At 62.8% G+C, this 22856-nt stretch carries 24 protein-coding genes; 12 read left to right on the plus strand and 12 right to left on the minus strand.

Features of this window, described 5'->3' with window-relative positions; all coding sequences use genetic code 11:
- The first annotated feature begins 229 nt into the window (after positions 1 to 229).
- Positions 230 to 1420, plus strand: coding sequence for an acyl-CoA dehydrogenase family protein (locus LN996_RS19495; RefSeq protein WP_231342139.1), 1191 nt, complete (start codon positions 230 to 232; stop codon positions 1418 to 1420).
- A gap of 26 nt (positions 1421 to 1446) precedes the next feature.
- Here the strand turns inward: LN996_RS19495 and LN996_RS19500 are convergent, their stop codons facing one another.
- Positions 1447 to 1719, minus strand: a complete 273-nt coding sequence (locus LN996_RS19500; RefSeq protein WP_231342141.1) for a M23 family metallopeptidase — start codon at positions 1717 to 1719, stop codon at positions 1447 to 1449.
- Between the two features lie 638 nt (positions 1720 to 2357).
- Here LN996_RS19500 and rpsB point away from each other — a divergent pair.
- The 6 genes from rpsB (at position 2358) to LN996_RS19530 (ending at position 7258) form a co-directional block, all read left to right on the plus strand.
- Positions 2358 to 3242: a 30S ribosomal protein S2 gene (rpsB, locus tag LN996_RS19505; protein ID WP_231342144.1), complete on the plus strand. Its 885-nt coding sequence runs from the start codon at positions 2358 to 2360 to the stop codon at positions 3240 to 3242.
- Between the two features lie 120 nt (positions 3243 to 3362).
- On the plus strand, positions 3363 to 4199 hold the full coding sequence (tsf, locus tag LN996_RS19510) for a translation elongation factor Ts (RefSeq protein WP_011774217.1): 837 nt from the start codon (positions 3363 to 3365) through the stop codon (positions 4197 to 4199).
- A gap of 120 nt (positions 4200 to 4319) precedes the next feature.
- Positions 4320 to 5057, plus strand: coding sequence for a UMP kinase (gene pyrH / locus LN996_RS19515; protein ID WP_231342155.1), 738 nt, complete (start codon positions 4320 to 4322; stop codon positions 5055 to 5057).
- A gap of 102 nt (positions 5058 to 5159) precedes the next feature.
- A complete protein-coding gene (gene frr, locus LN996_RS19520; RefSeq protein ID WP_026541491.1) occupies positions 5160 to 5717 on the plus strand; it encodes a ribosome recycling factor in 558 nt (185 codons plus the stop codon).
- Positions 5717 to 6652: a phosphatidate cytidylyltransferase gene (locus LN996_RS19525; protein ID WP_231342156.1), complete on the plus strand. Its 936-nt coding sequence runs from the start codon at positions 5717 to 5719 to the stop codon at positions 6650 to 6652. Before frr ends, LN996_RS19525 begins: the two co-directional genes overlap by 1 nt.
- A gap of 21 nt (positions 6653 to 6673) precedes the next feature.
- On the plus strand, positions 6674 to 7258 hold the full coding sequence (locus LN996_RS19530; protein WP_231342157.1) for a DivIVA domain-containing protein: 585 nt from the start codon (positions 6674 to 6676) through the stop codon (positions 7256 to 7258).
- A gap of 13 nt (positions 7259 to 7271) precedes the next feature.
- On the opposite strand, the gene LN996_RS19535 is transcribed toward LN996_RS19530, so the two are convergent.
- The 5 genes from LN996_RS19535 to LN996_RS19555 are packed head-to-tail and all read right to left on the minus strand — an operon-like array spanning position 7272 to position 11785.
- The gene (locus tag LN996_RS19535) at positions 7272 to 7964 is read right to left on the minus strand and encodes a hypothetical protein (RefSeq protein WP_231342159.1); all 693 of its coding nucleotides are present in this window, start codon (positions 7962 to 7964) and stop codon (positions 7272 to 7274) included.
- A gap of 55 nt (positions 7965 to 8019) precedes the next feature.
- Entirely contained in the window at positions 8020 to 9486 is a 1467-nt protein-coding gene (locus LN996_RS19540) for a cation acetate symporter (protein ID WP_231342160.1), read from the minus strand.
- Positions 9483 to 9845, minus strand: a complete 363-nt coding sequence (locus tag LN996_RS19545) for a hypothetical protein (protein WP_231342163.1) — start codon at positions 9843 to 9845, stop codon at positions 9483 to 9485. Before LN996_RS19545 ends, LN996_RS19540 begins: the two co-directional genes overlap by 4 nt.
- Positions 9842 to 10561, minus strand: coding sequence for a LytTR family DNA-binding domain-containing protein (locus LN996_RS19550; RefSeq protein WP_231342164.1), 720 nt, complete (start codon positions 10559 to 10561; stop codon positions 9842 to 9844). Before LN996_RS19550 ends, LN996_RS19545 begins: the two co-directional genes overlap by 4 nt.
- Before the next feature lie 21 nt (positions 10562 to 10582).
- Positions 10583 to 11785, minus strand: coding sequence for a sensor histidine kinase (locus tag LN996_RS19555; RefSeq protein WP_231342165.1), 1203 nt, complete (start codon positions 11783 to 11785; stop codon positions 10583 to 10585).
- A gap of 210 nt (positions 11786 to 11995) precedes the next feature.
- Here LN996_RS19555 and LN996_RS19560 point away from each other — a divergent pair, with 210 nt between their 5' ends.
- Both LN996_RS19560 and LN996_RS19565 read left to right on the plus strand, forming a co-directional pair.
- Positions 11996 to 12376, plus strand: a complete 381-nt coding sequence (locus LN996_RS19560; RefSeq protein WP_231342166.1) for a DUF485 domain-containing protein — start codon at positions 11996 to 11998, stop codon at positions 12374 to 12376.
- Entirely contained in the window at positions 12373 to 13989 is a 1617-nt protein-coding gene (locus tag LN996_RS19565; RefSeq protein WP_231342167.1) for a cation acetate symporter, read from the plus strand. Before LN996_RS19560 ends, LN996_RS19565 begins: the two co-directional genes overlap by 4 nt.
- Positions 13990 to 14066: 77 nt before the next feature.
- On the opposite strand, the gene LN996_RS19570 is transcribed toward LN996_RS19565, so the two are convergent.
- From LN996_RS19570 to LN996_RS19590, 5 genes are all read right to left on the minus strand, one after another.
- The gene (locus tag LN996_RS19570; protein ID WP_231342168.1) at positions 14067 to 15086 is read right to left on the minus strand and encodes a PHP domain-containing protein; all 1020 of its coding nucleotides are present in this window, start codon (positions 15084 to 15086) and stop codon (positions 14067 to 14069) included.
- A gap of 73 nt (positions 15087 to 15159) precedes the next feature.
- Complete coding sequence (locus LN996_RS19575; protein WP_231342169.1) at positions 15160 to 15759, minus strand: hypothetical protein; 600 nt, start codon at positions 15757 to 15759, stop codon at positions 15160 to 15162.
- 55 nt (positions 15760 to 15814) lie between these two features.
- Positions 15815 to 16222, minus strand: a complete 408-nt coding sequence (locus tag LN996_RS19580; RefSeq protein ID WP_231342176.1) for a DUF4383 domain-containing protein — start codon at positions 16220 to 16222, stop codon at positions 15815 to 15817.
- A 129-nt stretch (positions 16223 to 16351) separates the two neighbouring features.
- Positions 16352 to 17047, minus strand: a complete 696-nt coding sequence (locus LN996_RS19585) for a hypothetical protein (RefSeq protein WP_231342178.1) — start codon at positions 17045 to 17047, stop codon at positions 16352 to 16354.
- 147 nt (positions 17048 to 17194) lie between these two features.
- Entirely contained in the window at positions 17195 to 17665 is a 471-nt protein-coding gene (locus LN996_RS19590; RefSeq protein WP_231342184.1) for an Lrp/AsnC family transcriptional regulator, read from the minus strand.
- Positions 17666 to 17860: 195 nt separating this feature from the next.
- Here LN996_RS19590 and pdhA point away from each other — a divergent pair, with 195 nt between their 5' ends.
- From pdhA to LN996_RS19605, 3 genes are read left to right on the plus strand one after another with little or no spacing between them, the layout of a single operon-like run.
- Entirely contained in the window at positions 17861 to 19030 is a 1170-nt protein-coding gene (gene pdhA, locus LN996_RS19595) for a pyruvate dehydrogenase (acetyl-transferring) E1 component subunit alpha (protein ID WP_231342180.1), read from the plus strand.
- Positions 19030 to 20040, plus strand: a complete 1011-nt coding sequence (locus LN996_RS19600) for an alpha-ketoacid dehydrogenase subunit beta (protein ID WP_231342181.1) — start codon at positions 19030 to 19032, stop codon at positions 20038 to 20040. The genes pdhA and LN996_RS19600 overlap by 1 nt, the downstream gene beginning before the upstream one ends.
- The gene (locus LN996_RS19605; RefSeq protein ID WP_231342182.1) at positions 20037 to 21434 is read left to right on the plus strand and encodes a dihydrolipoamide acetyltransferase family protein; all 1398 of its coding nucleotides are present in this window, start codon (positions 20037 to 20039) and stop codon (positions 21432 to 21434) included. The genes LN996_RS19600 and LN996_RS19605 overlap by 4 nt, the downstream gene beginning before the upstream one ends.
- Positions 21435 to 21524: 90 nt before the next feature.
- Here LN996_RS19605 and LN996_RS19610 read toward each other — a convergent pair whose 3' ends face one another.
- Positions 21525 to 22397, minus strand: a complete 873-nt coding sequence (locus LN996_RS19610) for an NAD(P)-dependent oxidoreductase (protein ID WP_231342183.1) — start codon at positions 22395 to 22397, stop codon at positions 21525 to 21527.
- Positions 22398 to 22856: the final 459 nt, after the last annotated feature.

Genomic DNA, 22856 nt, shown 5'->3' on the forward strand with positions numbered 1-22856 from the left:
CCCCCCCCCCCCCCCCCCCCCCCCCCCCCCCCCCCCCCCCCCCCCCCCCCCCCCCCCCCCCCCCCCCCCCCCCCCCCCCCCCCCCCCCCCCCCCCCCCCCCCCCGCCCCCCGCCCCCCCCCCCCCCCCCCCCCCCCCCCCGGCCTCTTTTGTGTTCCCACCATGGTGCGGTATGTTACTCATCAGTAACTTAGTCTTGGTCGCAGGTGACCACCCTTGAAGGAGCGAGCATGTCCAACGCTGCATTCGACGCCACTACCCTTCCCTATGCCGATGGTGATTTCTATGCCTTTGAGCAGATGCTGACAGGCAAGGAGCAGGATCGCCTGGCTGAAGTCCGCGAATTCCTGGCCCGCGAGGTCACGCCCATTGCAGTGAACTGCTGGAACCGCGGTGAATTTCCCATGGATCTCATTCCCAAGCTGGGCGAACTGGACCTCGTTAGCCCAGTGCGCCGCCAGGGCTACTCCAATCTGTTCGCGGGCATGCTCCACGCGGAGGTCACCAGGGCGGATGCGTCCATTGCGACGTTCATGGGTGTCCACGACGGGCTCTTCACGGGGTCCATCGAGGCGCTGGCTTCACAAGAGCAGAAGGACGCGTGGCTGCCGGACATCTACGCCCTGAAAAAGATCGGCGCCTTCGGGCTGACAGAGCCCCTTGGCGGCTCCGATGTTGCAGGTGGCACCCGCACCACGGCAAAGCGTGACGGTGGACATTGGATCCTCAACGGCGCCAAGCGTTGGATCGGCAACGCTACCTTCTCCGACTGGGTAGTCATCTATGCCAAGGATGTGGCCGACAACCAGGTCAAGGCGTTCCTGGTGGATACTACGCTGCCGGGTTACTCGGCCACCAAGATCGAGAACAAGATCTCCCTGCGCACGGTCCAGAACGCGGACATCATCCTGGACAACGTAGTGGTTCCTGACTTCTTCAAGTTGGAAAATGGGAACAGCTTCCGCGATACAAACAAGGTCCTCAAGGTGACCCGTTTGGCTGTCGCCTGGCAGGCCGTGGGACTTCAGATGGCGGCCTTCGACGTCGCCCGCAGCTATGCCGTGGAGCGCCAGCAGTTCGGTCGGCCGTTGGCAGCCTTCCAGCTGGTGCAGAACCAGTTGGTGCAAATCCTCGGCAACACCGTGGCATCCATGGGCATGATGGTCCGCTTGGCCCAGCTTGAAGATGCCGGCGTTGCCAAGGATGAGCAATCTGCACTGGCCAAGGCGTTCACCACTGCCCGCATGCGTGAAAGCGTCGCCCTGGGCCGCAGCATCCTGGGCGGAAACGGCATTGTCACCGATTACGGCATGGCGAAAATCTTCTCCGACGCAGAGGCGATCTACTCCTACGAGGGCACGCACGAAATCAATACCCTGGTCACCGGCCGCGCCATTACGGGAGTTTCGGCCATCGTCTAAGGGTCAAATGATGTGGTGGCGTGAGCTCAGTCAAGGGGAAGCAGGATGGAGGGCCGCATGTCCTCCACGAAGCCCAGGGGATTGACGTAGTCGTCGCCCCGCCGCACGCCCCAATGCAGGCAGGTTGTGCTGCCGCAATGACCGGAGCCGGGCTCCAGTGTCCCGATGACCTGGCCTTTGACGACAGCATCTCCTTGCTTCAGCCCGCTGGCCACCGGCTCAAAACTGCTCCTCAAACCGTTGCCCTGATCGATCGTGATCACTGCTCGATCAACCACGATGCCTGAAAAGGTCACCACCCCGTGCCCCCGCCCGGGGGGGGGGGCGCCCGCGGGCCGCTGGTCCTATGTCCACGCCGCGGTGTCCACTGAGCCACGGCTTGTCCGGCGGGTCGAACGTCCGCAGGACTGAGGGCTTGGGGGAGAGCGGCCAGCTCCACCGCGGGTCCGCCCGCGACGGGGCGCCTGCCGTGCCCGCAAGAACGGCGGCAACAACAATAGTGGCAATCGGGATCTTCAAAAGGGCCATGGAAACAGCCTTCCCGGAAGGCCGGGTCGGAGCGATCCCCGGACTTCCTTATGTGGACAACCGCTTGTCGTGCGCGGTCAAACCGGTGGGGTCGCTGTAGTACACTTGGTGGAGCAGTTTGCTGTGCCCTCAAGCTTGTTCAGGAACATGTCTCATTCAGATATGTGGGGGTCCCAGGCTGACTACGCGTATCCAGCCCTCCACCAGTAAAAGCCTCTTGGCTTGATGCTGCGGAGGATTGTGCCTCTTGCGGTCCGGCTGAGCCCATGGCTCCATGCCGGATGAGAAGCGCAATGGATGCCAGGAGCCGCGCCCGTCCGGGCAAAGGCTAAACAACCGTCAACTATTGGCAGGGTAAGAGCAGCCCCATGGGCTCTCTCATGAATGACCTGCCGGAAGGAGCGTCGGCATGCCCGTCGTAACTATGCGCCAGCTGCTTGACAGCGGCGTCCACTTTGGACACCAGACCCGTCGTTGGAACCCGAAGATGAAGCGCTTCATCTTCACGGAGCGCAACGGCATCTACATCATTGACCTCCAGCAGTCGCTGTCCTACATCGACCGCGCCTACGAGTTCGTCAAGGCTACTGTCGCCCACGGCGGCACCGTCCTGTTCGTCGGCACCAAGAAGCAGGCTCAGGAAGCAATTGCCGAGCAGGCTACCCGTGTTGGCCAGCCGTACGTCAACCAGCGTTGGTTGGGCGGTATGCTCACCAACTTCCAGACCGTCGCCAAGCGTATCCAGCGCATGAAGGAACTCGAAGAGATCAACTTCGACGACGTCGCGGGCTCGGCATACACCAAGAAGGAGCTCCTGCTCCTCAAGCGCGAACTCACCAAGCTTGAGTCCAACCTCGGTGGTATCCGCAACCTGACCAAGGCTCCCTCGGTTCTGTGGGTTGTTGACACCAAGAAGGAACACCTTGCTGTTGACGAAGCCAAGAAGCTGAACATCCCGGTTGTTGCCATCCTCGACACCAACTGCGATCCGGACGAAGTTGACTTCCCGATCCCGGGTAACGACGACGCCATCCGCTCCGTCAACCTGCTCACCCGCGTTGTTGCCGACGCCGTAGCTGAGGGCCTCATCGCCCGTAACCAGCGCGCAACCGGCACCACCGAAGCTCCGGAAGAGCCGCTGGCCGAGTGGGAGCGCGAGCTCCTCGAAGGCAGCAAGGCCGAAGAAGCAGCGGCAACCGAGGCTCCGGCAGCAGAAGCTCCGGCAGCAGAAGCTCCCGCAGCTGAGGCTCCCGAAGCAACTGAAGCTGCAGCCGGCGAAGCTGAAGCCAAGTAAATCTGGACCTTCCCTGATGCCGAAACGGCGTCGGGGGCAACTGACAGGATGGCGGCTCACACGGTGGGCTGCCGTCCTGTCAGTCCGTAATCACACAAATTTCTAGACAGAGGGGTTCACATGGCGAACTACACTGCTGCTGACATCAAGGCCCTGCGCGAGCGCACCGGCGCCGGCATGATGGACGTCAAGAAGGCTCTTGACGAAGCCAACGGTGACGCTGAGAAGGCCATCGAGATCATCCGCATCAAGGGCCTCAAGGGTGCTACCAAGCGCGAAGGCCGCTCGACTGCTGAGGGCCTGGTTGCTGCCAAGGTCAACGGCGGCGTTGGCGTAATGATCGAGGTCAACTGCGAAACTGACTTCGTTGCCAAGGCTGACAAGTTCATCCAGCTGGCCGACAAGGTCCTCAACGTTGCAGTCGAGTCCGGCGCAGCCGACCTCGAGACCCTGCTGGCCACCGAGGTCGACGGCAAGCCGTTGTCCGAGGTCGTCGTCGAAGAGGGCGCTGTCCTCGGCGAAAAGGTTGTTGTCCGCCGTATCTCCCGCGTTGAGGGCACCACGGTTGACGCTTACCTGCACAAGACGTCCAAGGACCTCCCGGCCCAGGTCGGCGTCCTGTTCGCTGTTGACGGTGAAGGCGAAGCCGCTGCCACCGCCGCACACGACATCGCTGTCCACGTTGCAGCCATGGCTCCGAACTACCTGACCCGCGAAGACGTCCCGGCCGAACTGGTCGAGTCCGAGCGCCGCATCGCCGAAGAGACCGCCAAGGCTGAAGGCAAGCCGGAAGCTGCTCTTTCGAAGATCGTTGAAGGCCGCGTGACGGGCTTCTACAAGGGTGAAGTTCTGGTTGACCAGGCATTCGCCAAGGATTCCAAGAAGACCGTTGCACAGGTCCTCGAAGAAGCCGGCGTCAAGGCAACCGCAGTAACCCGTTTCCGCGTCGGAAACTAGTAATTCATGAAAAGGGGTGGTCACTTCGGTGGCCGCCCCTTTTTCATGCATCCGTCCGGGTAGTACCTGCGCGGACGCACAGCACGATAATCTAGCCAGAGTCCACCAACGGGAGGCACCATGGAAACCGTCAACACTGCAATCCAGCCCGAGAAGACCCGCCGTCGTGTACTTCTGAAACTTTCCGGCGAGGTCATCGGCGGAGGAAAGCTCGGCGTCGATCCTGAGACTGTCCGGGCCATCGCCAAGCAGATCGCCGCAGCTGTCTCCGATGTCGAGGTAGCCATCGTCGTCGGTGGCGGCAACTTCTTCCGCGGAGCCGAGCTCTCCCAGAGCGGCATGGACCGTTCCCGCGCCGACTACATGGGCATGCTGGGCACAGTCATGAACTGCCTCGCACTGCAGGACTTCCTGGAGCAGGCAGGCGTTGAAACCCGCGTCCAGAGCGCCATCACCATGGGCCAGGTCGCAGAGGCCTACATTCCCCGCCGTGCCATCCGCCACATGGAAAAGGGCCGCGTGGTCATCTTCGGTGCCGGTGCCGGCCTGCCGTATTTCTCCACCGATACCGTGGCGGCACAGCGGGCACTCGAAGTACATGCCGATGTGGTCCTGATGGCCAAGAGCGGTGTGGACGGCGTCTACACCGCGGACCCCAAGAAGGATCCGGCCGCTGAAAAGCTCGATGTCCTCAGCTACGACGACGCCCTGCGCCGCGACATCCGGGTCATGGACCAGACGGCCATGACCATGTGCAAGGACAACAAACTCTCCATGGTGGTCTTCGGCATGGAAGGCGAGGGCAACGTTACCCGTGCCATCCTCGGCGAAACGCTGGGAACCCTGGTTACTCCCTAGCAAGGGCTAGGATATTTCTAGGACCGTCCGCCCCTTGTGGCGGATCTTTACTGTGTATTGGTGCCTGCAGTTGGGCAGCAACTATTTTCTGAGGAGAAACCCGTGATCGAAGAGACCTTACTCGAAGCCGGCGAGAAGATGGACAAGGCGGTTGAGGTAGCAAAGGACGATTTCGCCACGATCCGCACTGGCCGGGCAAACCCCGGTCTCTACAACAAGGTGATCGTCGAGTACTACGGCACTCCGACGCCGCTCCAGCAGCTGGCCTCCTTCGGTGTGCCTGACGCCCGGACCATCCTGATCACCCCTTACGACAAGACCGCACTGCGCGACATCGAGAAGGCTCTGAGTGACTCTGAGGTTGGCGCCAACCCCTCCAACGACGGAAACGTCATTCGCGTGACCATCCCGGAGCTCACCAAGGAGCGCCGCAAGGAATACGTGAAGATCGTCAAGGGCAAGGGTGAAGACGCCAAGGTCTCCATCCGCAGCATCCGGCGCAAAGCCAAGGACACCCTGGACAAGCTCGTCAAGGACGGCGAAGCCGGCGAGGATGAAGGCGCACGCGCTGAGAAGGAACTTGACGCCCTCACCAAGCAGCACGTCGACAGCATCGACGAACTGCTCAAGCGCAAGGAAGCCGAGCTGCTCGAGGTCTGATGAACCAGGCTGAGCCGGCGCCCGCTGAGCGGGTCCCGACACGCGACACCCCCAAACGCGCCAGGCGTGTGCGGGCGAACCCCACACCGAAGGCCGGCCGGAATCTTCCGGCCGCCATCGGCGTCGGACTTTCCATGCTTTTGGCTGTTCTGGGTGGCCTGCTCTTCCTCCCGTTGGGATTCGTCCTGCTCACTACCGCCTTCGGGGTGCTGGGTGTCTGGGAAGTTTTCCGGGCTCTTGAAGCCCAGGGCACCAGGATGCCGATCATTCCTGTGATGATCGGCAGCCTGGTGATGCCGGTATCTGCCTACTTTGGCGGACTTGAAGGTTTGCTGTTCACCATGACGGCAAGTTCCGTTGCCGTTCTCCTGTGGCGTTCCATCGACAGTGCGGCGGGGGCGCCCCGAAGCGTGTTTGCCGGGGTTTTCACTCTGGCCTGGATTCCGTTCCTCATCAGTTTCGCGGCCCTGCAGCTCCACGCCACTGGTGGTGCAACACCTGTCGGCTTCTGGCCGGACGGGATTCCTGACGGCGCGTGGCAGATCGCTTCGATGTTGCTGCTGGTTGTCTCGAACGACACTTTTGGCTACATTGTCGGGGCCTCCTTCGGGAAGCATCCCATGGCCCCCAAGATCAGTCCCAAGAAGTCCTGGGAGGGATTCGCGGGATCCGTGGGCGGGGCAATGGTCATAGGTGTCCTCGCCTGCATCTTCCTGTTGGACAAGCCATGGTGGGTGGGGCTGGTGCTGGCCGTTGGCATGGTTGCAGCTGCAACTGCCGGAGACCTCGCCGAGTCCATGGTCAAACGCGAACTTGGCGTCAAGGACATGAGCAGCATCCTGCCTGGTCATGGTGGCGTGATGGACCGGCTGGACTCCATCGTGTTCGCAGCCCCTGTAGCCTATGTTCTGTTCGCGCTGCTAAGCGGCGTCTAACAAACCAATGAAGGAAAATTAGTGTCCGTGGATATTCGACGCCAGATTCCCGCATCATTCGACCGCGTGGAGCGCAGCAAGTACGGCTATAACGCCAAGCAAGTGGACGAGTTCCTCCAGCGTGCCAGGACGTCGTTCGAAAACCCTGTTGGCACGGCTGACCAAGTGGCCAGCGTGGACGTCCGGGACGTCGCCTTCGACCCCGTGAAGGGTGGGTACGACGCCCATAGCGTGGACGCTGCCCTGGACCGGCTCGAGGATGCCTTCGCCCGCCGTGAGCGGGACGACCTCATCAGCCAGCAAGGCGAAGAAGCCTGGTTGCGCCAGATCGGTAAACTCTCCGGAATCCTGCGTGGCCGGCTTCACCGGCCGGACGGCGAGCGGTTCCGCCGCCCGTCCAGGAAGCGGGCCCGCAGCTACAACATCCAGGACGTTGACGCCCTGTGTGCTGAGCTGGTCGGGTACCTGGAACACGACCAAGTGCTAAGCGTGGACACTGTTCGGCGCGCTGTATTCCGTGCGGCAAAAGGCGACGAAGGCTATGAAGAAGCCCAGGTGGACGCCTTCCTCGCCCGTGTCGTAGAGCTCATGGCGGCTATCGACTAGGCGTACCGTACGCTCAGCGGGAGCTGGGTGAGATCGGTTTGTTGTTCTTCCAGACGTCCAGGTAGCGACGGTGACCGCGCACCAGCGACGACCCGAAGAATGCCAAAGCGGCCAGAACGGCCACAGGGACAGCCACCACTGGGGGAAGCCCGGCGGTCAGGAGTGCTGATCCGAGCAGCAGGGCGATGAGGGCCGAGTTCACGAACCCCATAAAAACCATGCTGCTGCCAGCCACCTGGCTGAAGTCTTTCCGAATGCCCAGGAAGTAATACGTCCTTTTGGCACCTTCCTCGTCATCGTGAACGCCGGCCATGAGGAATGGCTCCATGCCTGGGTCCATGTCGACGTAGGCCGCCCGCAGGCGGTTCATGGCCAGGACGTACATCAAATCCTCCATGCCCACGCTCATGACCCGGACATGGGTGAGCAGGCCAACCACCAGGTCGATGCTGAGGACGGCCAGCGCGAAGGCCCTGAACGCATCCGAAAACTGGGTGGCGTTACCCACCAACGCCACGCTCAGAAGGCTCGCCGATGTGAACGTCAGGAACATGCTGATGCGTGTGAGTACTTCGCCCTGCGTGGTGCTGCGTGAGGCGAGCAGGCTCCAGTGCTCGGTGGCCAACAATTGCGCGCGGACGCTCGGTGACAACTCCGGCGGGGTTGCCGGTGGTTCTGGGCCGGCAGCATCCGGTTCCTCGGACATGGCGTCATTGTCCACCCTGTCCGCCGTGCGGACAACAGGCCCCTGCTTTCGTGGGCTACCGCTCGGTGGCCACAGGCCGTTCCGGCACATGGAGTCGCGACATGACGCGATTCACCGACGCCGGCACACGGCTCTTCGTCAGGCTCGACACCACCACTGTCACGGCGAATGCTGACGGAACGCTCCATGCAGCAGGCTGCGCCAGCCACGCCGGCGCGTTGCCCGACCCCATGAGCGTACCGGCCACCATGGCGCCGCCGCAGAGGAGCGCTCCGGTCAGCATTCCTGCAATGGCGCCGGTATCGGTCAGCCCACGCCACCAGATTCCCAGGAGCAGGACAGGGCAAATCGTGGAGGCCGTGAACGCGAACACCAGGCCGACGCTGCCGGCCAGGGCCAAGGTGTCGGTCATGAAGGCAAAACCCAAAGGCACGACGGCGGCGAGCACCGCCGCGAGCCGGAAACCCTTGACGCTTCCGCCGAAGAGGTCCTGGCTGATGACACCGGACAGCGACACCACCAGCCCGGACGTTGTGGACAGGAAGGCTGCGAAGGCTCCGGCTACTACGAGGGAGGAGAGCAGATCGCCTGCGACACCGCCGATCAGCTTGCCTGGGAGTAGCAGCACCAAGGCATCGGCCTGTCCGGACTGGGCAAGCTCGGGCGCGAACATCCTTCCCAAGGCTCCGGACAAGGTGGGAAACAGATAGAAGACGGAGAGCAGCCCCAGCACGATCAACGTCGTCCGCCTGGCAGATTGACCGTCAGGGTTGGTATAGAACCTCACCAGGACATGCGGCAGGCCCAAGGTGCCGAATAACAACGCCACCAACAGCGAGATGTGCTGGTAAGCCCCTGCGGGAGCCTGCCCTGTGGGATTAACGGGCAGGGGAGCCTGGGGTTCTGAGCCGTTACCGGCAAGCACCAGCAACACGAAGACCACTGGAAGTGCCAAGGCCGTGAGCTTCAGCCAGTACTGGAACGCTTGGACGAACGTTATTGAGCGCATGCCACCAGCCACAACCGTGAGGCACACAACCACCACGACCGCCGTCGAACCTACCCACGACGGCAAGCCGGTGGTGATCCTGATGGTGAGCGCCGCACCGTGGAGTTGAGGGACGATGTACAACCAGCCCACGGCCACCACCACCAGGCTCGTTACGCGGCGGACCAGCTTGGAATCCAACCGTGCTTCGGTGAAGTCGGGGATGGTGTAGGCCCCTGATCGCCGGAGGGGAGCGGCCACAAACAGCAAGAGCATCAGGTATCCGGCCGTGTAGCCCACGGGAAACCACAGAGCATCCGTTCCGGAAAGCAGGATCAGTCCGGCGACACCCAGGAAGCTGGCAGCGGACAAATACTCGCCGCCGATCGCCGAGGCATTCCACCACGGCGGGACTGTGCGCGAGGCGACGTAGAAATCGCCCGTAGTTCGGGAGATGCGCAGTCCGTAGAACCCGATGACCGCCGTTGCCAGCGAAACGGCCAGGAACGCGAACAAGCCGACAGCCGGATTCACTTATCCTCCACGAGGTCCCTGTAGCGGGCCTCATTCCGTGCCGCCGCGCGGTTGTAAAGCCAGGCACTCAAGCCAATGACGGGGTAAATTCCGGCCCCCAGCACCAGCCAGTCAAGCGGAATCCCGAAGATCCGGGTTTCTGCCACGCCCGGTCCGTAGACGAGGAACAGCGCCAACACGGCGAGGATGATCAGGAAGCCGGAGGCCACCACCAGAGCCAAACGCAGTTGCGATCGGATCAGGGACCGGATGAAGATCCGGCCGGCGTCGGAATCTTCGGTGACCTCGCGCGGATATGGCGACCTTCCCGGAGCCGCGGTGGCCGCCTGGCGCGGCGCCGTGACGCGGACGCGCGTCATCCTTGGGGCCGGATGCGTGTGGACTGCAGCTTGTCCCGGACGGAGGGCAGGTGTCGCCGGCTGATGGGCAGTTCAGCACCTGCCACGGCCACACTGGGGCCGCTTGCGGATAATTTAAGGTGCTGCACGTGGTTCAGGGCTATCAAGTATGAGCGGTGGATCCGGATGAACCCCGCTTCAGCCCATTTCTGTTCAAGGTCGCTGAGGGGAACCCGGATGAGGAAGCTGGCCTCAGCGGTGTGCAACCTCGCGTAGTCGCCTTGGGCCTGCACATAGGTGACATCGTCCCGCCGGATCATCCGGGTGGTGCTGCCAAGATCCACAGTGATCATTTCCGGTGCCGGCGTGCCCTCTTTGATGAGGTCGCTGATCCGGTCCACGGAACGTGAGAGCCGTTCCGCGCGCAGCGGTTTCAGCAGGTAGTCGATGGCGGCGAGGTCGAAGGCTTCCAGGGCGCAGTCTTCATCAGCGGTGACAAACACGACGGCGGGCGGGTTGCTGCTGCGGGAAATCGCCCGCGCGATGTCCAGACCGGACAGGGCAGGCATATGGATGTCGAGGAAGACGGCGTCCACGGACTCTGTTTCCAAGGTCCGCAGTGCCTCGGCGCCGGAAGACGCCCGGTGGATGGCGCCAATTCGCTCATCCAGTCCCAGCAGGAAGGCGAGCTCCTCCACAGCGGGCAGTTCGTCATCAGCGACGAGCACGTTGATCATGTTTATAGACTAACCGGCGCCTTAGGCATCGTGGTCGGGCTGGGACTTCGGCACCCGCATGGTGATCAGGGTTCCTTCGCCGGGGGCAGTTTCAACGACCAGCCCGTGCTCGTCCCCATACACCTGCCGCAAGCGGGCGTCCACATTCCGAAGACCCACATGGTCGCCGTCTGCGTGGCCGGCGAGCACCGACCGCAGGTGCTCGGGATCCATGCCGACGCCGTCGTCCTCGATGGTGACTTCAGCAAATGCTCCGGAATCATTGGCGCAAATGGTGATGTGTCCGGGGCCCTCCTTGGCCTCCAAGCCATGCCGGACCGCATTCTCCACCAGCGGTTGGAGACTGAGGAATGGAATGACCGTGCTGAGGACCTCGGGCGCGATCCGTAGGCTGACCTGGACGCGCTCGCCGAAGCGCGCGCGTTCCAGCAGCAGATAACGGTCGATGCAGCGCAGTTCCTCGGCCACCGTGGTGAAGTCGCCATGCCGCCGGAACGAGTACCGGGTGAAGTCGGCGAACTCCACCACAAGCTCACGGGCCCGTGCAGGATCGGTGTTGATGAACGATGCTATGGCATTCAGGGAGTTGTAGATGAAATGCGGGCTGATCTGCGCACGCAAGGCCCGTACCTCCGCTTCCATCAGCAAGGTCCTCGAAGCCTCCAGCTCGGTCAGTTCCAGTTGGGCGGCAATCCAATCGGCAACCTCGGAGGTAGCTCTTACCAGTCCCGCCCCTGCCGCCGGCGCGAGGGCGGCCACTGAGCCAACTACCCTGGAGCCGGCCCGGATAGGAGCAATCACGGCACTGAACCCGTGGTTTCCGTGCTCGGCTTTTGCGTGGGGTCCTTGCCCGGCATGGGGCACCACGGCTGTTCGCCCGGTGGCGAGCACCTCCTCAGCGAGGCGCATGAGGGAAGGCCTGAGCTCCTCGGCAGCACCATCCCAGGCGAGCACCGAATCTGTGTCCGTGATCGCCAGGGCATCACAGCCCAGCAGCACCCGCAGTTGCTTGCTGGCCTTGGCTGCCCCGGCAGGCTGGAGGCCGCCCCGGAGGTGCTGCCCGGCCCGCGAGGCCGCGTGCAGCGTGTTGTAGGTGGCACGCTCTGCATCCGTGCCCAGATCCCGGAAGGAACGGATCACTTTCAGGCCAACGCCCACGACGACGGCGATGGCCAGCACGATCACGGCGACCGCGGCGGCTGTGAAGAGCGGGGAATCTGGCATAGGGCCAGCGTAGCCGGACACTTTTCCGCATCGCGGCCTGTTGTCCCGCATGTTCCCTCACATCCCACCGTTTGGCGCAGCGCCGCAACCGTTGAGCGACGGCATCGGGCGATCCTCTGGAACAGGCGCAGGGCCGCGTTCGATAGTGATTGCAGTCACGTTGGCAACGCATGTGCAGCTGATGTGGACACATCACACTCAGGAGGAACCATGGGTAATGAGGCCCAACCCCAGGACGCAACGGCGTCCGTGGACTTCCAGGAAGTCCAGCAGACGGAACGGTTCAAGACACTGCGCAAGCGGCACCGCAGCTTTGTCTTCCCGATGGCCGTCGTATTCCTGCTCTGGTATTTCGCGTATGTCCTCTTGGCCGACTATGCGGTCGGCTTCATGTCCATCAAGGTCTGGGGCAACATCAACGTCGGCCTGATCCTTGGCCTGCTCCAGTTCGTCACCACCTTCGGCATCACGGCGTGGTACGTGAGCTACTCCAACAGAAAGCTGGACCCGATCGCGGCTGAGATCCGCAACGAGATTGAGGGCCACGATTTCGATAAGGACGGCAATGTGATCAGCGGGGCAGCCAAATGAACACCATGGTCCCGGCAGTCAATGTCGAAGCGCTGAAGGACACCACCCTGCTCAACATGGGCATCTTTGCCCTGTTCGTTGCGGTCACCATGGTGATCGTTTTCCGGGCCAGCCGGAACAACAAAACCGCAGCGGACTACTACGCCGCCGGCCGTTCCTTCACGGGTTCGCAGAACGGCACCGCCATCGCAGGCGACTACCTGTCCGCAGCCTCGTTCCTGGGCATCACCGGCGCCATCGCCATCAACGGCTACGACGGCTTCCTGTACTCCATCGGGTTCCTCGTCGCCTGGCTCGTAGCCCTGCTGCTCGTGGCGGAGCTGCTGCGCAACACCGGCAAGTTCACCATGGCTGATGTCCTCTCCTTCCGGTTGCGCCAGCGACCGGTCCGTATCGCGGCAGCTCTGTCGACGCTGGCGGTCTGCTTCTTCTACCTCCTCGCACAGATGGCGGGAGCAGGCAGCCTGATTTCGCTCCTCTTGGGCATCAGCGATTGGGGTGGACAGGCGCTGGTGATTATCGTCGTCGGTGCCTTGATGATCATGTACGTCCTCATCGGAGGAATGAAGGGCACCACCTGGGTGCAGATCATCAAAGCCATCCTGCTGATCGCCGGGGCCGCCGTCATGACGGCCATGGTGCTCGCTATCTATGGCTTCAACCTGTCCAACCTGTTGGGCTCCGCTGCGGAAGCCGCCAACAACCCGAACATCCTCAACCCTGGCCTGCAGTACGGCAAGACGGAAACGTCCAAGCTCGACTTCATGTCGCTTGGCTTGGCGCTGGTCCTCGGAACAGCGGCCCTGCCCCACGTGCTGATGCGCTTCTACACAGTTCCAACAGCAAAGGAAGCCCGGAAGTCCGTTGTCTGGGCGATCTGGCTGATCGGCCTGTTCTACCTCTTCACCCTGGTGCTCGGCTATGGCGCAGCAGCCCTGGTGGGTGCTGAAACCATCAAGTCCGCACCCGGCGGCGTGAACTCCGCTGCTCCGCTGCTGGCCTTCCACCTCGGCGGACCACTGCTCCTTGGCTTTATTTCGGCCGTCGCCTTCGCCACCATCCTGGCGGTCGTAGCTGGCCTGACCATCACCGCGGCAGCTTCCTTCGCCCACGATATCTACGCGAACGTCATCTCCAAGGGCAAGGCCGACGCAACCACCGAAGTGAAGGTTGCACGTCGCACGGTAGTGGTGATCGGTGTCCTCGCGATCCTGGGCGGCATCTTTGCAAACGGCCAGAACGTTGCGTTCCTGGTAGCACTGGCCTTCGCGGTGGCAGCATCCGCGAACCTGCCAACCATTGTCTATTCCCTGTTCTGGAAGAAGTTCACCACACAGGGTGCGGTGTGGAGCATGTATGGCGGTTTGGCTGCGGCCATCTTGCTGATCACCTTCTCTCCGGTGGTCTCGGGCGCAAAGACCTCCATGATCCCCGGAGCAAACTTCGCACTGTTCCCGTTGAGCAACCCGGGCATCGTGTCCATTCCCTTGGCATTCTTCCTGGGGTGGCTCGGGACGGTCCTGGACAAGCGGCGCGAAGATCCGGCCAAGCAGGCGGAGATGGAAGTCCGCTCGCTGACCGGCGTCGGTGCAGAGAAGGCCGTGGACCACTAACAGGCGCCACCGCACCAAGAAAAGGGGCTCCTCCTGCCAGTCGCGGGGGGGAGTCCCTTTCAGCGTGCGCTGAGCACCTACTTCTTCAGGCTCAGCCACTCCGTCAGCTGTTCCAGCGGCCACGTGGTGACGATCCGTTCCTTCGGGACGCCCAGGGCCTCGGCGCGCTCCGCCCCGTATTGCAGGAAATCGAGTTGGCCGGGAGCATGGGCGTCGCTGTCGATGCTGAACAGGCAGCCTGCGTCCAGGGCAAGCTTGATCAGGTTGTCCGGCGGGTCCTGCCGTTCGGGGCGCGAGTTTATCTCGACGGCGACACCCCACTCTGCGCACTCCGTGAAGACTTTGGCGGCATCGAATTCGGACTCGGGCCTGGTGCCCCGTGATCCCTGGACGAGGCGGCCGGTGCAATGCCCCAGGACGTTGGTGTGCGGATCGCTGATACCGCCCAGCATTCGCTTGGTCATGGTCTTCTTGTCAGCCCGAAGCTTGGAGTGGACGCTCGCCACCACAACGTCCAGCCGGCCCAGCATGCGGGGTGTCTGGTCCAGTGTCCCGTCCTCAAGGATGTCCACCTCGATGCCTTTGAGCAGCCGGAAGCCATCCTGCGATGAGTTGATCCCCTCCACCACGCCAAGCTGCTGCTCAAGGCGTTCGACGCTAAGTCCATTGGCGATGGTGAGATTGGGGGAGTGGTCGGTGAGGGCAAGATATTCGCGGCCGAGTGTCCGTGCGGCGGCAACCATGGATTCGATCGGCGATCCGCCGTCGGACCAGTTGCTGTGGCTGTGAAGGTCTCCACGCAAGGCGGCCCGCAGGGTGTCGCCGCCGGATGTCAGCGCCTCTGCGCCGCGTTCGCGCAGATCGGCCAAGTAGTCCGGGACCCTGTCTTCCAATGCCTGGGTGATGACTTCTGCGCTGCGGTTGCCGATGCCCTTGATACTGGTAATCCGTCCCGTCCGGATCAGCGTCGGCAGTTGTTCGGGCGGAAGCTGCCGGACGGCGTCGGCCGCTTTCCGGAAGGCTTGGACCTTGAAGGATGGGGCCTGGCTTCGTTCGAGCCAAAAGGAGATTTCGTCGAGCGCCTCGATGGGATCCATGGCTCCATGATCCACGAACAAGGCGCACCATCAACAGTGGGCAGTGTCGATGGTGCGCCTGTCCGGTCACCGCCTAGTGGTGGTGACCCGGGTCCAGGGCGGGATTGGAGCCCTGGCCGCTTTCCTCGTGTGGGGCCTGGCCGTGCTCACCGTGCGGGACCGCGTGCTGTCCCGCCATCGACGCGGCCAGGCCTGGTGTTGCAACTGAAGCAACAACGACGGCGGCTCCGAACGCGGCTGCCAGAAGCCGCCCGGTCCTTGGCTGGCCGTGGGCGCCGCCGTCGTTGGTCTTGTGCTGCCGCCTCAGCCATCCCGCTCCGGCAAGTGCCATGAGTGTCAGGCCGAGGGCGGCAAAGTGGCTCACATCGAGTGAGCGTTGGGTGGTGACGCCGGTGACGGTGGCAGCAAGGTGCGCAGCTGCCGCCACCGCGAGGACCGGAAGCGCGTATCGGGAGAATACCAAGGTGTTGCGGTGCAGCCCCCACAGTGACCAGGCCAAAAAGGCCAGGCCTCCTGCGAGGGTTGCGGCACCGGCAATCGCCGGGCCAGAGGTCACGGATCCGGTGAGGTACCCGGCAGCAAGGGAAAGCTCGACCATCCCGGCGGCCATCGCTGCGAAGTATACGAACAGCAGGGTCGCTGCGCTCAGCGTGGGGTGGTTTCTGCGTTCCATGGCTGTTGCCGTCCTCTGGCTCGTTGTTGGTGTTCAGTCGCGGCTCAGGTGTTGCTCAGGCGCGGGCGGAAGCTACAGCGGCCTTGTCCTGGGAGAGTGCGACGCCCAGCAGGACGACGGCACTGGCAAGGTGCAGGACGTTGTCCGCACCGTTGAGGGCGATGATGTTCAGCGAGGAGCCCACAAGGAACAGTCCAAGGATGCCTACCAGCAGGTAAACGCCACCGACGGCCGTGTTGACGGACTTGGACAGCGTGACGCTGTTCATGCCGGAGTAAAGCAGCGCAGCGCCAATGGCCAAGTGGATGATGTTGTGAAGCGGGTTCACGGCGAAGATGATCAGGTTGGCGCCCTCGGTGGCGAAGAAGCCGACTCCCGAGGTGACGAAGAATCCGAGGACGCCTACCAAGAGGTAAACGGCTCCGAAGATGGTGGCGATCAAGCGATTGGGCGAAGTACGCATTGGTCCGAACCTTCCGATGGTGGCCGGATTTCCCGGCCGTCCTGCTGAGCCCCGAGTGGGGCTCTCAAGCAGTGATTCGGACCATATGCGCAGGTGGATGGGTGAAAGTCCGGAAATATTTTCCGGTAACTATGGGCGGAGGCGGATGCTGCTCATCTTGAGGTCGCTGGTGCCTTCGAAGACGTATTGGAGGTCAATGGTTTTGGCGTCGCATTGCAAGGTACCGGAGAGATCGGCCTTGTTGTTGCCGTTGTTGTTGTTCACGCTCACCGAGTTGTAGTTGGGCTTGCACGAGCTATCCAGTTCCAGGCTGGCAATGCCGTCCACGAACGACTGCTTGTCCAGCTCGTCCTTTAATGGCTGGCTGAGGTAATTGTCGTAGGCCTGCTCCGATTGCCCGGAGACCACAAGATTGGTGAATTCGTCGGCGAGGGACCTGGCCTTGGACGTGGCGTTGCCCACGAGGTTGACCAGCAAAAGGACACCTACCACCGCAAGCACGATCACGCCCGCAACAATGCTCAGCACGATCCAGAGGACTTTTCGGCTCTTCCTTGGGGGCTGCTGGCCGTATTGGCCAGGTGCGTACTGGCCGGGTTGGTACTGACCCTGCGGGTACGGGTTCTGGGTCTGTGGGTATGGGTTCTGCTGGTATTGGCCGGGAGCCGCGTACTGCGGGTTGCCCGCCTGTGGAGCAGTGGTCGACGGCGGCTGTTGCCACTGCGGTGAGGCGCCGGTCTGCGGCGGGTACCCGGGTGGAATCGGGGGAGGGTTCTGTCCGGGCTGGTTGTTCCCGGGCTGGTTGGGTTCTTGCGGGTTGCTCACGATCGTGCCCCTTTCGGCAGCCTCCGGCAGCGCCACCACCTTGCCGGGGACCTCTGGCCGGCCCCCGTTGCGTCCTCTTGCATCAAATCGCATGCAGGTTCCCCGGGCAAGTACTACGCCCGGAATAACCGCAGGTGAGAAGCGATTTCAGGCTCCGGAGCCCCTGCCGAGCAATGGTTGCACCCGGTACGGGATCATTTCCCGCATCGCCAGTGCGGTATCCGTCCGTTCCACGCCGTCGCAGCCAAGGATTTTTCCGTTGATTCGGTAGAGGTCTTCCGCGTCCAAGGCAACGACCCGCAGCAGCAGGTCCGCTGAACCCGTCAGGCCAAAACCTTCCAGGATTTCCGGTATGTCCGCGAGGTCCTGGGCGAGGGAGGCGAGTTTTTGCTGCTGTACATGGACTGTGATGAATGCCGTCAGCGGGTAGCCGAGTGCGGCCGGGTTGATCCTCCGCTCGAAGGAAAGAAACGCGTGCTTCTTCTCAAGTTGGGCCATGCGGGCCTGGACCGTGTTGCGGGACAAACCCAACTTTTGGGCGAGGGCAACCACTGTCCCGCGGGGGTCCTTCGCCATGGCCGAAAGGAGCCGGGTGTCAGTGCCATCCAAGGGTTGCATAATGCGCAAGATTAGCACGCCTCCAACCCTCAAAACAGGGCACAATGCTCAACTTCTGCCGGGGTAGTTGTACCCGATGCCTCTTGTGAGTAGGGTCACAATTAACTCCGGCGAAGGTGCCGGAGGGCCGGTCTGCGGCAGGATCACAAGTCCAGCCAGCGCCGACGAAACCGAGCCGGAAGGTTGCGATCACCTGTGTTGACGGATCAGGCGGGCAAGGGAGTGCATCAAGGCACTCCGGGCCCAGGACAAAGTGCACAAAATCCCCTGCGGACTGGCGGCGATCTGCTCCAGCTGGTGTCTCCGGAAGGCGACCGCATCAGCCATCCAGAATTCGACGTCTGGGTTAGGGACATCGGCGACGAGCAATTGTGTTCCCTGTATGAGGACATGACCGTCATCCGCCGTATCGACGCCGAGGCAACGGCACTGCAGCGCCAGGGAGAGTTGGCATTGTGGCCGCCGCTCCTTGGCCAGGAAGCGGCCCAGATCGGCTCAAGCCGCTCGCTGCGCGACGACGACTTCGTCTTCCCGAGCTACCGTGAAAGCGGCGTGGCATACGTCAGGGGCGCCCACCTCTCCGAGATCGCCAGAGTGTGGCGAGGCAATGCCTCCTATGGTTGGGACCCCCAGCGAATCAACGTGGCCACGCCACAGATCATCATCGGATCCCAGAGCCTGCACGCCACCGGCTACGCCATGGGCGTCCAGCTGGACGGTGCGAGCACTGCTGTTCTTGCCTACTTCGGCGACGGTGCCACCAGTGAAGGGGACGTGAACGAAGCCATGGTGTTCGCGGCCAGCTACCAGGCCCCCGTGGTGTTCTTCTGCCAGAACAACCACTGGGCCATTTCCGAGCCTGTCCGCATCCAATCGCATGTTCAATTGGCTGACAGGCCTACCGGGTTCGGTATTCCGAGTATGCGGGTTGACGGCAACGACGTCCTGGCCGTCATGGCTGCAACCCGGGTTGCCCTGGATCGGGCACGCAAGGGCGGCGGTCCTACCTTCATCGAGGCTGTTACCTACCGCATGGGTCCGCACACTACTGCCGATGACCCCACCAGGTACCGAGACCCCAACGAGCTGGAAGACTGGGCAGCCAAGGACCCGATCCTGAGGCTGCACAAGCTCCTGGAAGCCAAGGGACTGCTGACTGAAGACGTGGCCGCCCGTGTTAAGGCAAAGGCCGATGCCGTGGCCGCCGAGCTCCGTTCCAGTTGCATCGATATGCCGGACCCGCAGCCATTGGATGTTTTCAACCACGTGTACAGCACACCAAATTCCTGGATTGAACGGCAGAAGGACCACTACTCGCGCTATCTGAACAGCTTCAACCAGCCTGTCGAGGAAGGTGCACTCTGATGTCCAAGCTCACGTTTGCCCGGGCCATCAACGCCGGCCTCCGCAAGTCCCTCGAAAACGATCCCAAAGTGGTCCTCATGGGAGAGGACATCGGTGCGCTCGGTGGTGTCTTCCGTGTCACGGACGGTCTCCAAAAGGACTTTGGAAAGCACCGGGTGATCGATTCGCCGCTGGCCGAATCCGGCATTATCGGCACCGCGGTGGGTTTGGCGTACCGCGGATACCGTCCCGTGTGCGAGATCCAGTTCGACGGTTTCATCTACCCCGCATTCGACCAGATCGTCAGCCAAGTAGCCAAGATGCATTACCGCACCCAGGGCCGGGTCAAGATGCCCATCACCATCCGGGTTCCCTTTGGCGGCGGCATCGGATCTCCTGAACATCACTCCGAATCGCCTGAGGCGTACTTCACCCACACCTCTGGGCTGCGGGTAGTAGCTGTGTCGAATCCGCAGGACGCCTACACGATGATCCAGCAGGCCATTGCCTCCGATGACCCCGTCCTCTACTTCGAACCCAAGCGCCGCTACCACGACAAAGGCGACGTGGACGAAAGCCTTGACCTTTCCACAGCCCTTCCCCTGGACAGGGCTGCTGTGGTGAACACCGGCACGGACGTGACCTTGGTGGCATACGGTCCTTTGGTGAAAACCGCGAAGGACGCCGCCATGGCAGCGGCAGATGAAGGCATTTCCGTGGAGGTCATCGACCTCCGTTCCCTGGCTCCCGTGGACTATCCCGTGGTGGAGGCTTCTGTCCGCAAGACGGGCCGACTGGTCATCACCCACGAGGCCGGCCAGTCCGGTGGCCTCGGCGCAGAGATTGCTGCCAGCATCACCGAGCGCTGCTTCCACTATCTGGAGTCTGCCCCCGTCCGCATTACCGGTTTCGATGTTCCGTACCCCTATTCGAAGCTTGAAATGCACCATTTGCCGGATCTGGACAGGATCCTCGACGGCGTCGACCGCGCCTTGGGCCGCCCAAACTCGCTGAGTGGACTGGAAGGATGACCGCCACCATGATCAAGGAATTCAGGCTGCCGGACCTTGGCGAGGGCCTGACGGAATCGGAAATCCTCAGTTGGAAGGTGGCAGTGGGGGACACTGTCACCCTGAACCAAGTCATCGCCGAGGTGGAAACCGCCAAGGCAGTCGTGGAACTGCCGTCTCCGTTCGCCGGAACCGTGGCGGCGCTTCACGAGCAGCCCGGGACGGTGGTGGAGGTCGGTAAGCGGATTGTCTCCTTTGAGGTGGACGACGCCGGATCCTCCAATGGAGGCAGCGCCCCAGCCGCTGGCAACGGGGCCGCCGTCGAGACTTCCGCGACTGGTTCTGCGGCCGCAGGCGGCGCTGACGCGGTGGGGGCCCCTGCAAAACGTGAGCCGAACCTGGTGGGGTACGGTGCCGTCGTCGAACATTCCGGCCGGCCGACCCGGCGCGCCCGTGGCCAGGTTCAGGAGGCCCGCCCAGGGACCTCTGTCCCTGGGCAACCACAGGCGGCGCCCGTCGCTGCGCCGGAATCAGAAACGGCAGGCGCCGAAAGGCCCCGATCCACCCCGCCCGTGCGCAAGCTGGCACGCGACCTTGGTGTCGACTTGGAACAGGTTCCGGGCACGGGACCCGGCGGGCTCATCACCCGCGAGGACGTCCAAGCCTTCACGGGTCCTCCGGAAACCGCATCCGAAGCTCAACCAGTGAGGGGCGGGCGGGAAACACGCACAGCCATCAAGGGTGTGCGGAAGTTCACTGCCGCCGCCATGGTCCAGAGCGCGTTCACCGCGCCGCACGTTACAGAGTTCCTGACCATCGACGTCACAGCAACCATGGAGTTGCTGGGCAGGCTCAAGGGCAACAAGGCGTTCGATGGGTTCAAGCTGACGCCGCTGACCATCGCGGCCAAGGCCATCTTGGTGGCGCTGCGCAGTCATCCCACGCTTAACTCACGCTGGGACGAGGCGAACCAGGAGATTGTCCAGTTCAACTACGTCAACCTTGGCATTGCGGCTGCAACGCCCCGCGGCCTGACCGTCCCGAACATCAAGGACGCAGACCAACTGACGCTGCGTGAACTCGCCACGGCACTGACTGAACTGACCAACACGGCACGTGCAGGCAAGACGTCGCCGTCGGATCTTTCCGGTGGCACCCTCTCGATCACCAACATTGGCGTGTTCGGGATCGACGCCGGGACACCCATCCTCAATCCAGGTGAAGCCGCCATCGTCGCCCTGGGCGCTGTGCGTAAAGCTCCCTGGGTGGTCAACGACGAACTCGCCGTCCGGCAGGTCATGTCGCTGAGCCTGTCCTTCGACCACCGCCTGGTGGATGGCGAGCAGGGTTCACGGTTCCTCGCTGACCTCGGAGCTATCCTGTCCGATCCCGCCATGGTCATGACAATGATCTGACGCTTCCAAGCTGCGCCGGCCCATCCCTTTACGAGTGCTTGCAGGAAACTGCGGTTAAGGGGTGGGTCGTCGCGCGTCAGGGGACAGGGGTCAATCTTCGGTTGGCGTGGTGCGGTTGGAGTGGACGTTGCGCCAGCTGTGCTCCGGTTCGAAGCCCAACATCCTTCGCGCCTTGTCGATGGACAGCATCGTTTCGTGCTGCCCCAGTTCCTTGAGGACCTCGACGCCGGGGAAGACTTCCGCGGCCAGTTCGGCGCTGCTTCGGCCCATCACAGTATCGGCCGCCGCGATGATGAAGGTCTCGAAGCCCGGTTCCCCGTGCTCGAGGGCGCGGACTACGGCGAGGGCACCGTCCCGGGCATCGATATAGCCCCACAGGTTCCACTTGCGCAGAGTTGCATCGGAGTCGAAGGACGGAAAGGCGTCGTAGTCTTCCGGGTCCATGACGTTGGAGAAGCGCAGCGCCGTGATGCTCAGCTCCGGGTCCCATCGGGTGAGCTGGATCGCCATCTGCTCTTCGAGGTGCTTGACCAGGGAGTAGGTGCTTTCCGGTCGGGCCGCGTACTCCTCGTCCACGGGAATGTAGGGAGGGACGACGTCGAAGGGGAGGCCCAGTACGGTCTCGCTGGAGGCATAGACCACCTTTTTGATGCCCGCCCGCCGTGCCGCTTGGAAGACGTTGTAGGTGGAGACCATGTTGTTCTCGAAAATCGCGGCGTCGGGGGCCAGCCCCGGGGCCGGGATGGCAGCTAGGTGAACTATTGCGTCCAGGCCGTCATGTTGGTCATCCAGGCCCATGATGACGTCCAGGACCTGCCCGTAGTTGCGGAGATCCACGTTGACGTAGCCCTTGCCGCGGGTGCCGGCACGGTCGATGTTGAGCACTTTGTGGCCATCCTGCGTGAGTCGCCGGACCACGCTCCTGCCCAGTTTTCCGCTTCCGCCGGTGACGGCAATCCTCATGGTGTGCTCCTTGATTGTGGCTGGGCGTAGACCTTGTCGCCCTGTCGATTCAGCTGCTGAGCAGGGTCAGCAAGGTTTGAGTTTCAGCCTAGGCGGCTCCGCGGCAGAAAACAGCCTCACAGGCTGGCCCTGAGAGTCCTAGGAAGACACGAACGCCCCAAGGGCATACACGCGTACGACCCAACGGGTTGCCTCCCGCTCGGCAGTTTGCCGGGCAGCTTCTTTTGCCCTGGCACAACTTGGACCTACGCAGCACAACCGGACGCACCCAGCCTCAGGCCTGGACCAACACACCGTTTGTTGAGTCAGTCCTCATCGCTCACCTCTGTCGCGCGGGTTCATGTTCTGTGGGGTGTGTGGTGGTGGTTGCGTCGGGGTGGTTGGTGGGGGTCGATGTCTGTGTCTTATACACAAATCCGAGCCCACCAGACCACTCGACATCTACGTTTGCGGGGTGGG

The sequence above is a fragment of the Arthrobacter sp. AK01 genome, assembly GCF_021109375.1.
Taxonomy (GTDB): domain Bacteria; phylum Actinomycetota; class Actinomycetes; order Actinomycetales; family Micrococcaceae; genus Arthrobacter.

Coding starts and splice junctions, on each gene's coding strand:
- LN996_RS19525 (WP_231342156.1), top strand. CDS start 5,717: ATGAACCAGGCTGAGCCGGCGCCCGCTGAGCGGGTCCCGACACGCGAC.
- LN996_RS19565 (WP_231342167.1), top strand. CDS start 12,373: ATGAACACCATGGTCCCGGCAGTCAATGTCGAAGCGCTGAAGGACACC.
- LN996_RS19605 (WP_231342182.1), top strand. CDS start 20,037: ATGACCGCCACCATGATCAAGGAATTCAGGCTGCCGGACCTTGGCGAG.
- LN996_RS19495 (WP_231342139.1), top strand. CDS start 230: ATGTCCAACGCTGCATTCGACGCCACTACCCTTCCCTATGCCGATGGT.
- LN996_RS19575 (WP_231342169.1), bottom strand. CDS start 15,759: ATGGAACGCAGAAACCACCCCACGCTGAGCGCAGCGACCCTGCTGTTC.
- LN996_RS19535 (WP_231342159.1), bottom strand. CDS start 7,964: ATGTCCGAGGAACCGGATGCTGCCGGCCCAGAACCACCGGCAACCCCG.
- pyrH (WP_231342155.1), top strand. CDS start 4,320: ATGGAAACCGTCAACACTGCAATCCAGCCCGAGAAGACCCGCCGTCGT.
- LN996_RS19560 (WP_231342166.1), top strand. CDS start 11,996: ATGGGTAATGAGGCCCAACCCCAGGACGCAACGGCGTCCGTGGACTTC.
- LN996_RS19580 (WP_231342176.1), bottom strand. CDS start 16,222: ATGCGTACTTCGCCCAATCGCTTGATCGCCACCATCTTCGGAGCCGTT.
- LN996_RS19555 (WP_231342165.1), bottom strand. CDS start 11,785: ATGCCAGATTCCCCGCTCTTCACAGCCGCCGCGGTCGCCGTGATCGTG.
- tsf (WP_011774217.1), top strand. CDS start 3,363: ATGGCGAACTACACTGCTGCTGACATCAAGGCCCTGCGCGAGCGCACC.
- LN996_RS19545 (WP_231342163.1), bottom strand. CDS start 9,845: ATGACGCGCGTCCGCGTCACGGCGCCGCGCCAGGCGGCCACCGCGGCT.
- LN996_RS19550 (WP_231342164.1), bottom strand. CDS start 10,561: ATGATCAACGTGCTCGTCGCTGATGACGAACTGCCCGCTGTGGAGGAG.
- LN996_RS19570 (WP_231342168.1), bottom strand. CDS start 15,086: ATGGATCCCATCGAGGCGCTCGACGAAATCTCCTTTTGGCTCGAACGA.
- LN996_RS19600 (WP_231342181.1), top strand. CDS start 19,030: ATGTCCAAGCTCACGTTTGCCCGGGCCATCAACGCCGGCCTCCGCAAG.
- LN996_RS19610 (WP_231342183.1), bottom strand. CDS start 22,397: ATGAGGATTGCCGTCACCGGCGGAAGCGGAAAACTGGGCAGGAGCGTG.
- LN996_RS19590 (WP_231342184.1), bottom strand. CDS start 17,665: ATGCAACCCTTGGATGGCACTGACACCCGGCTCCTTTCGGCCATGGCG.
- rpsB (WP_231342144.1), top strand. CDS start 2,358: ATGCCCGTCGTAACTATGCGCCAGCTGCTTGACAGCGGCGTCCACTTT.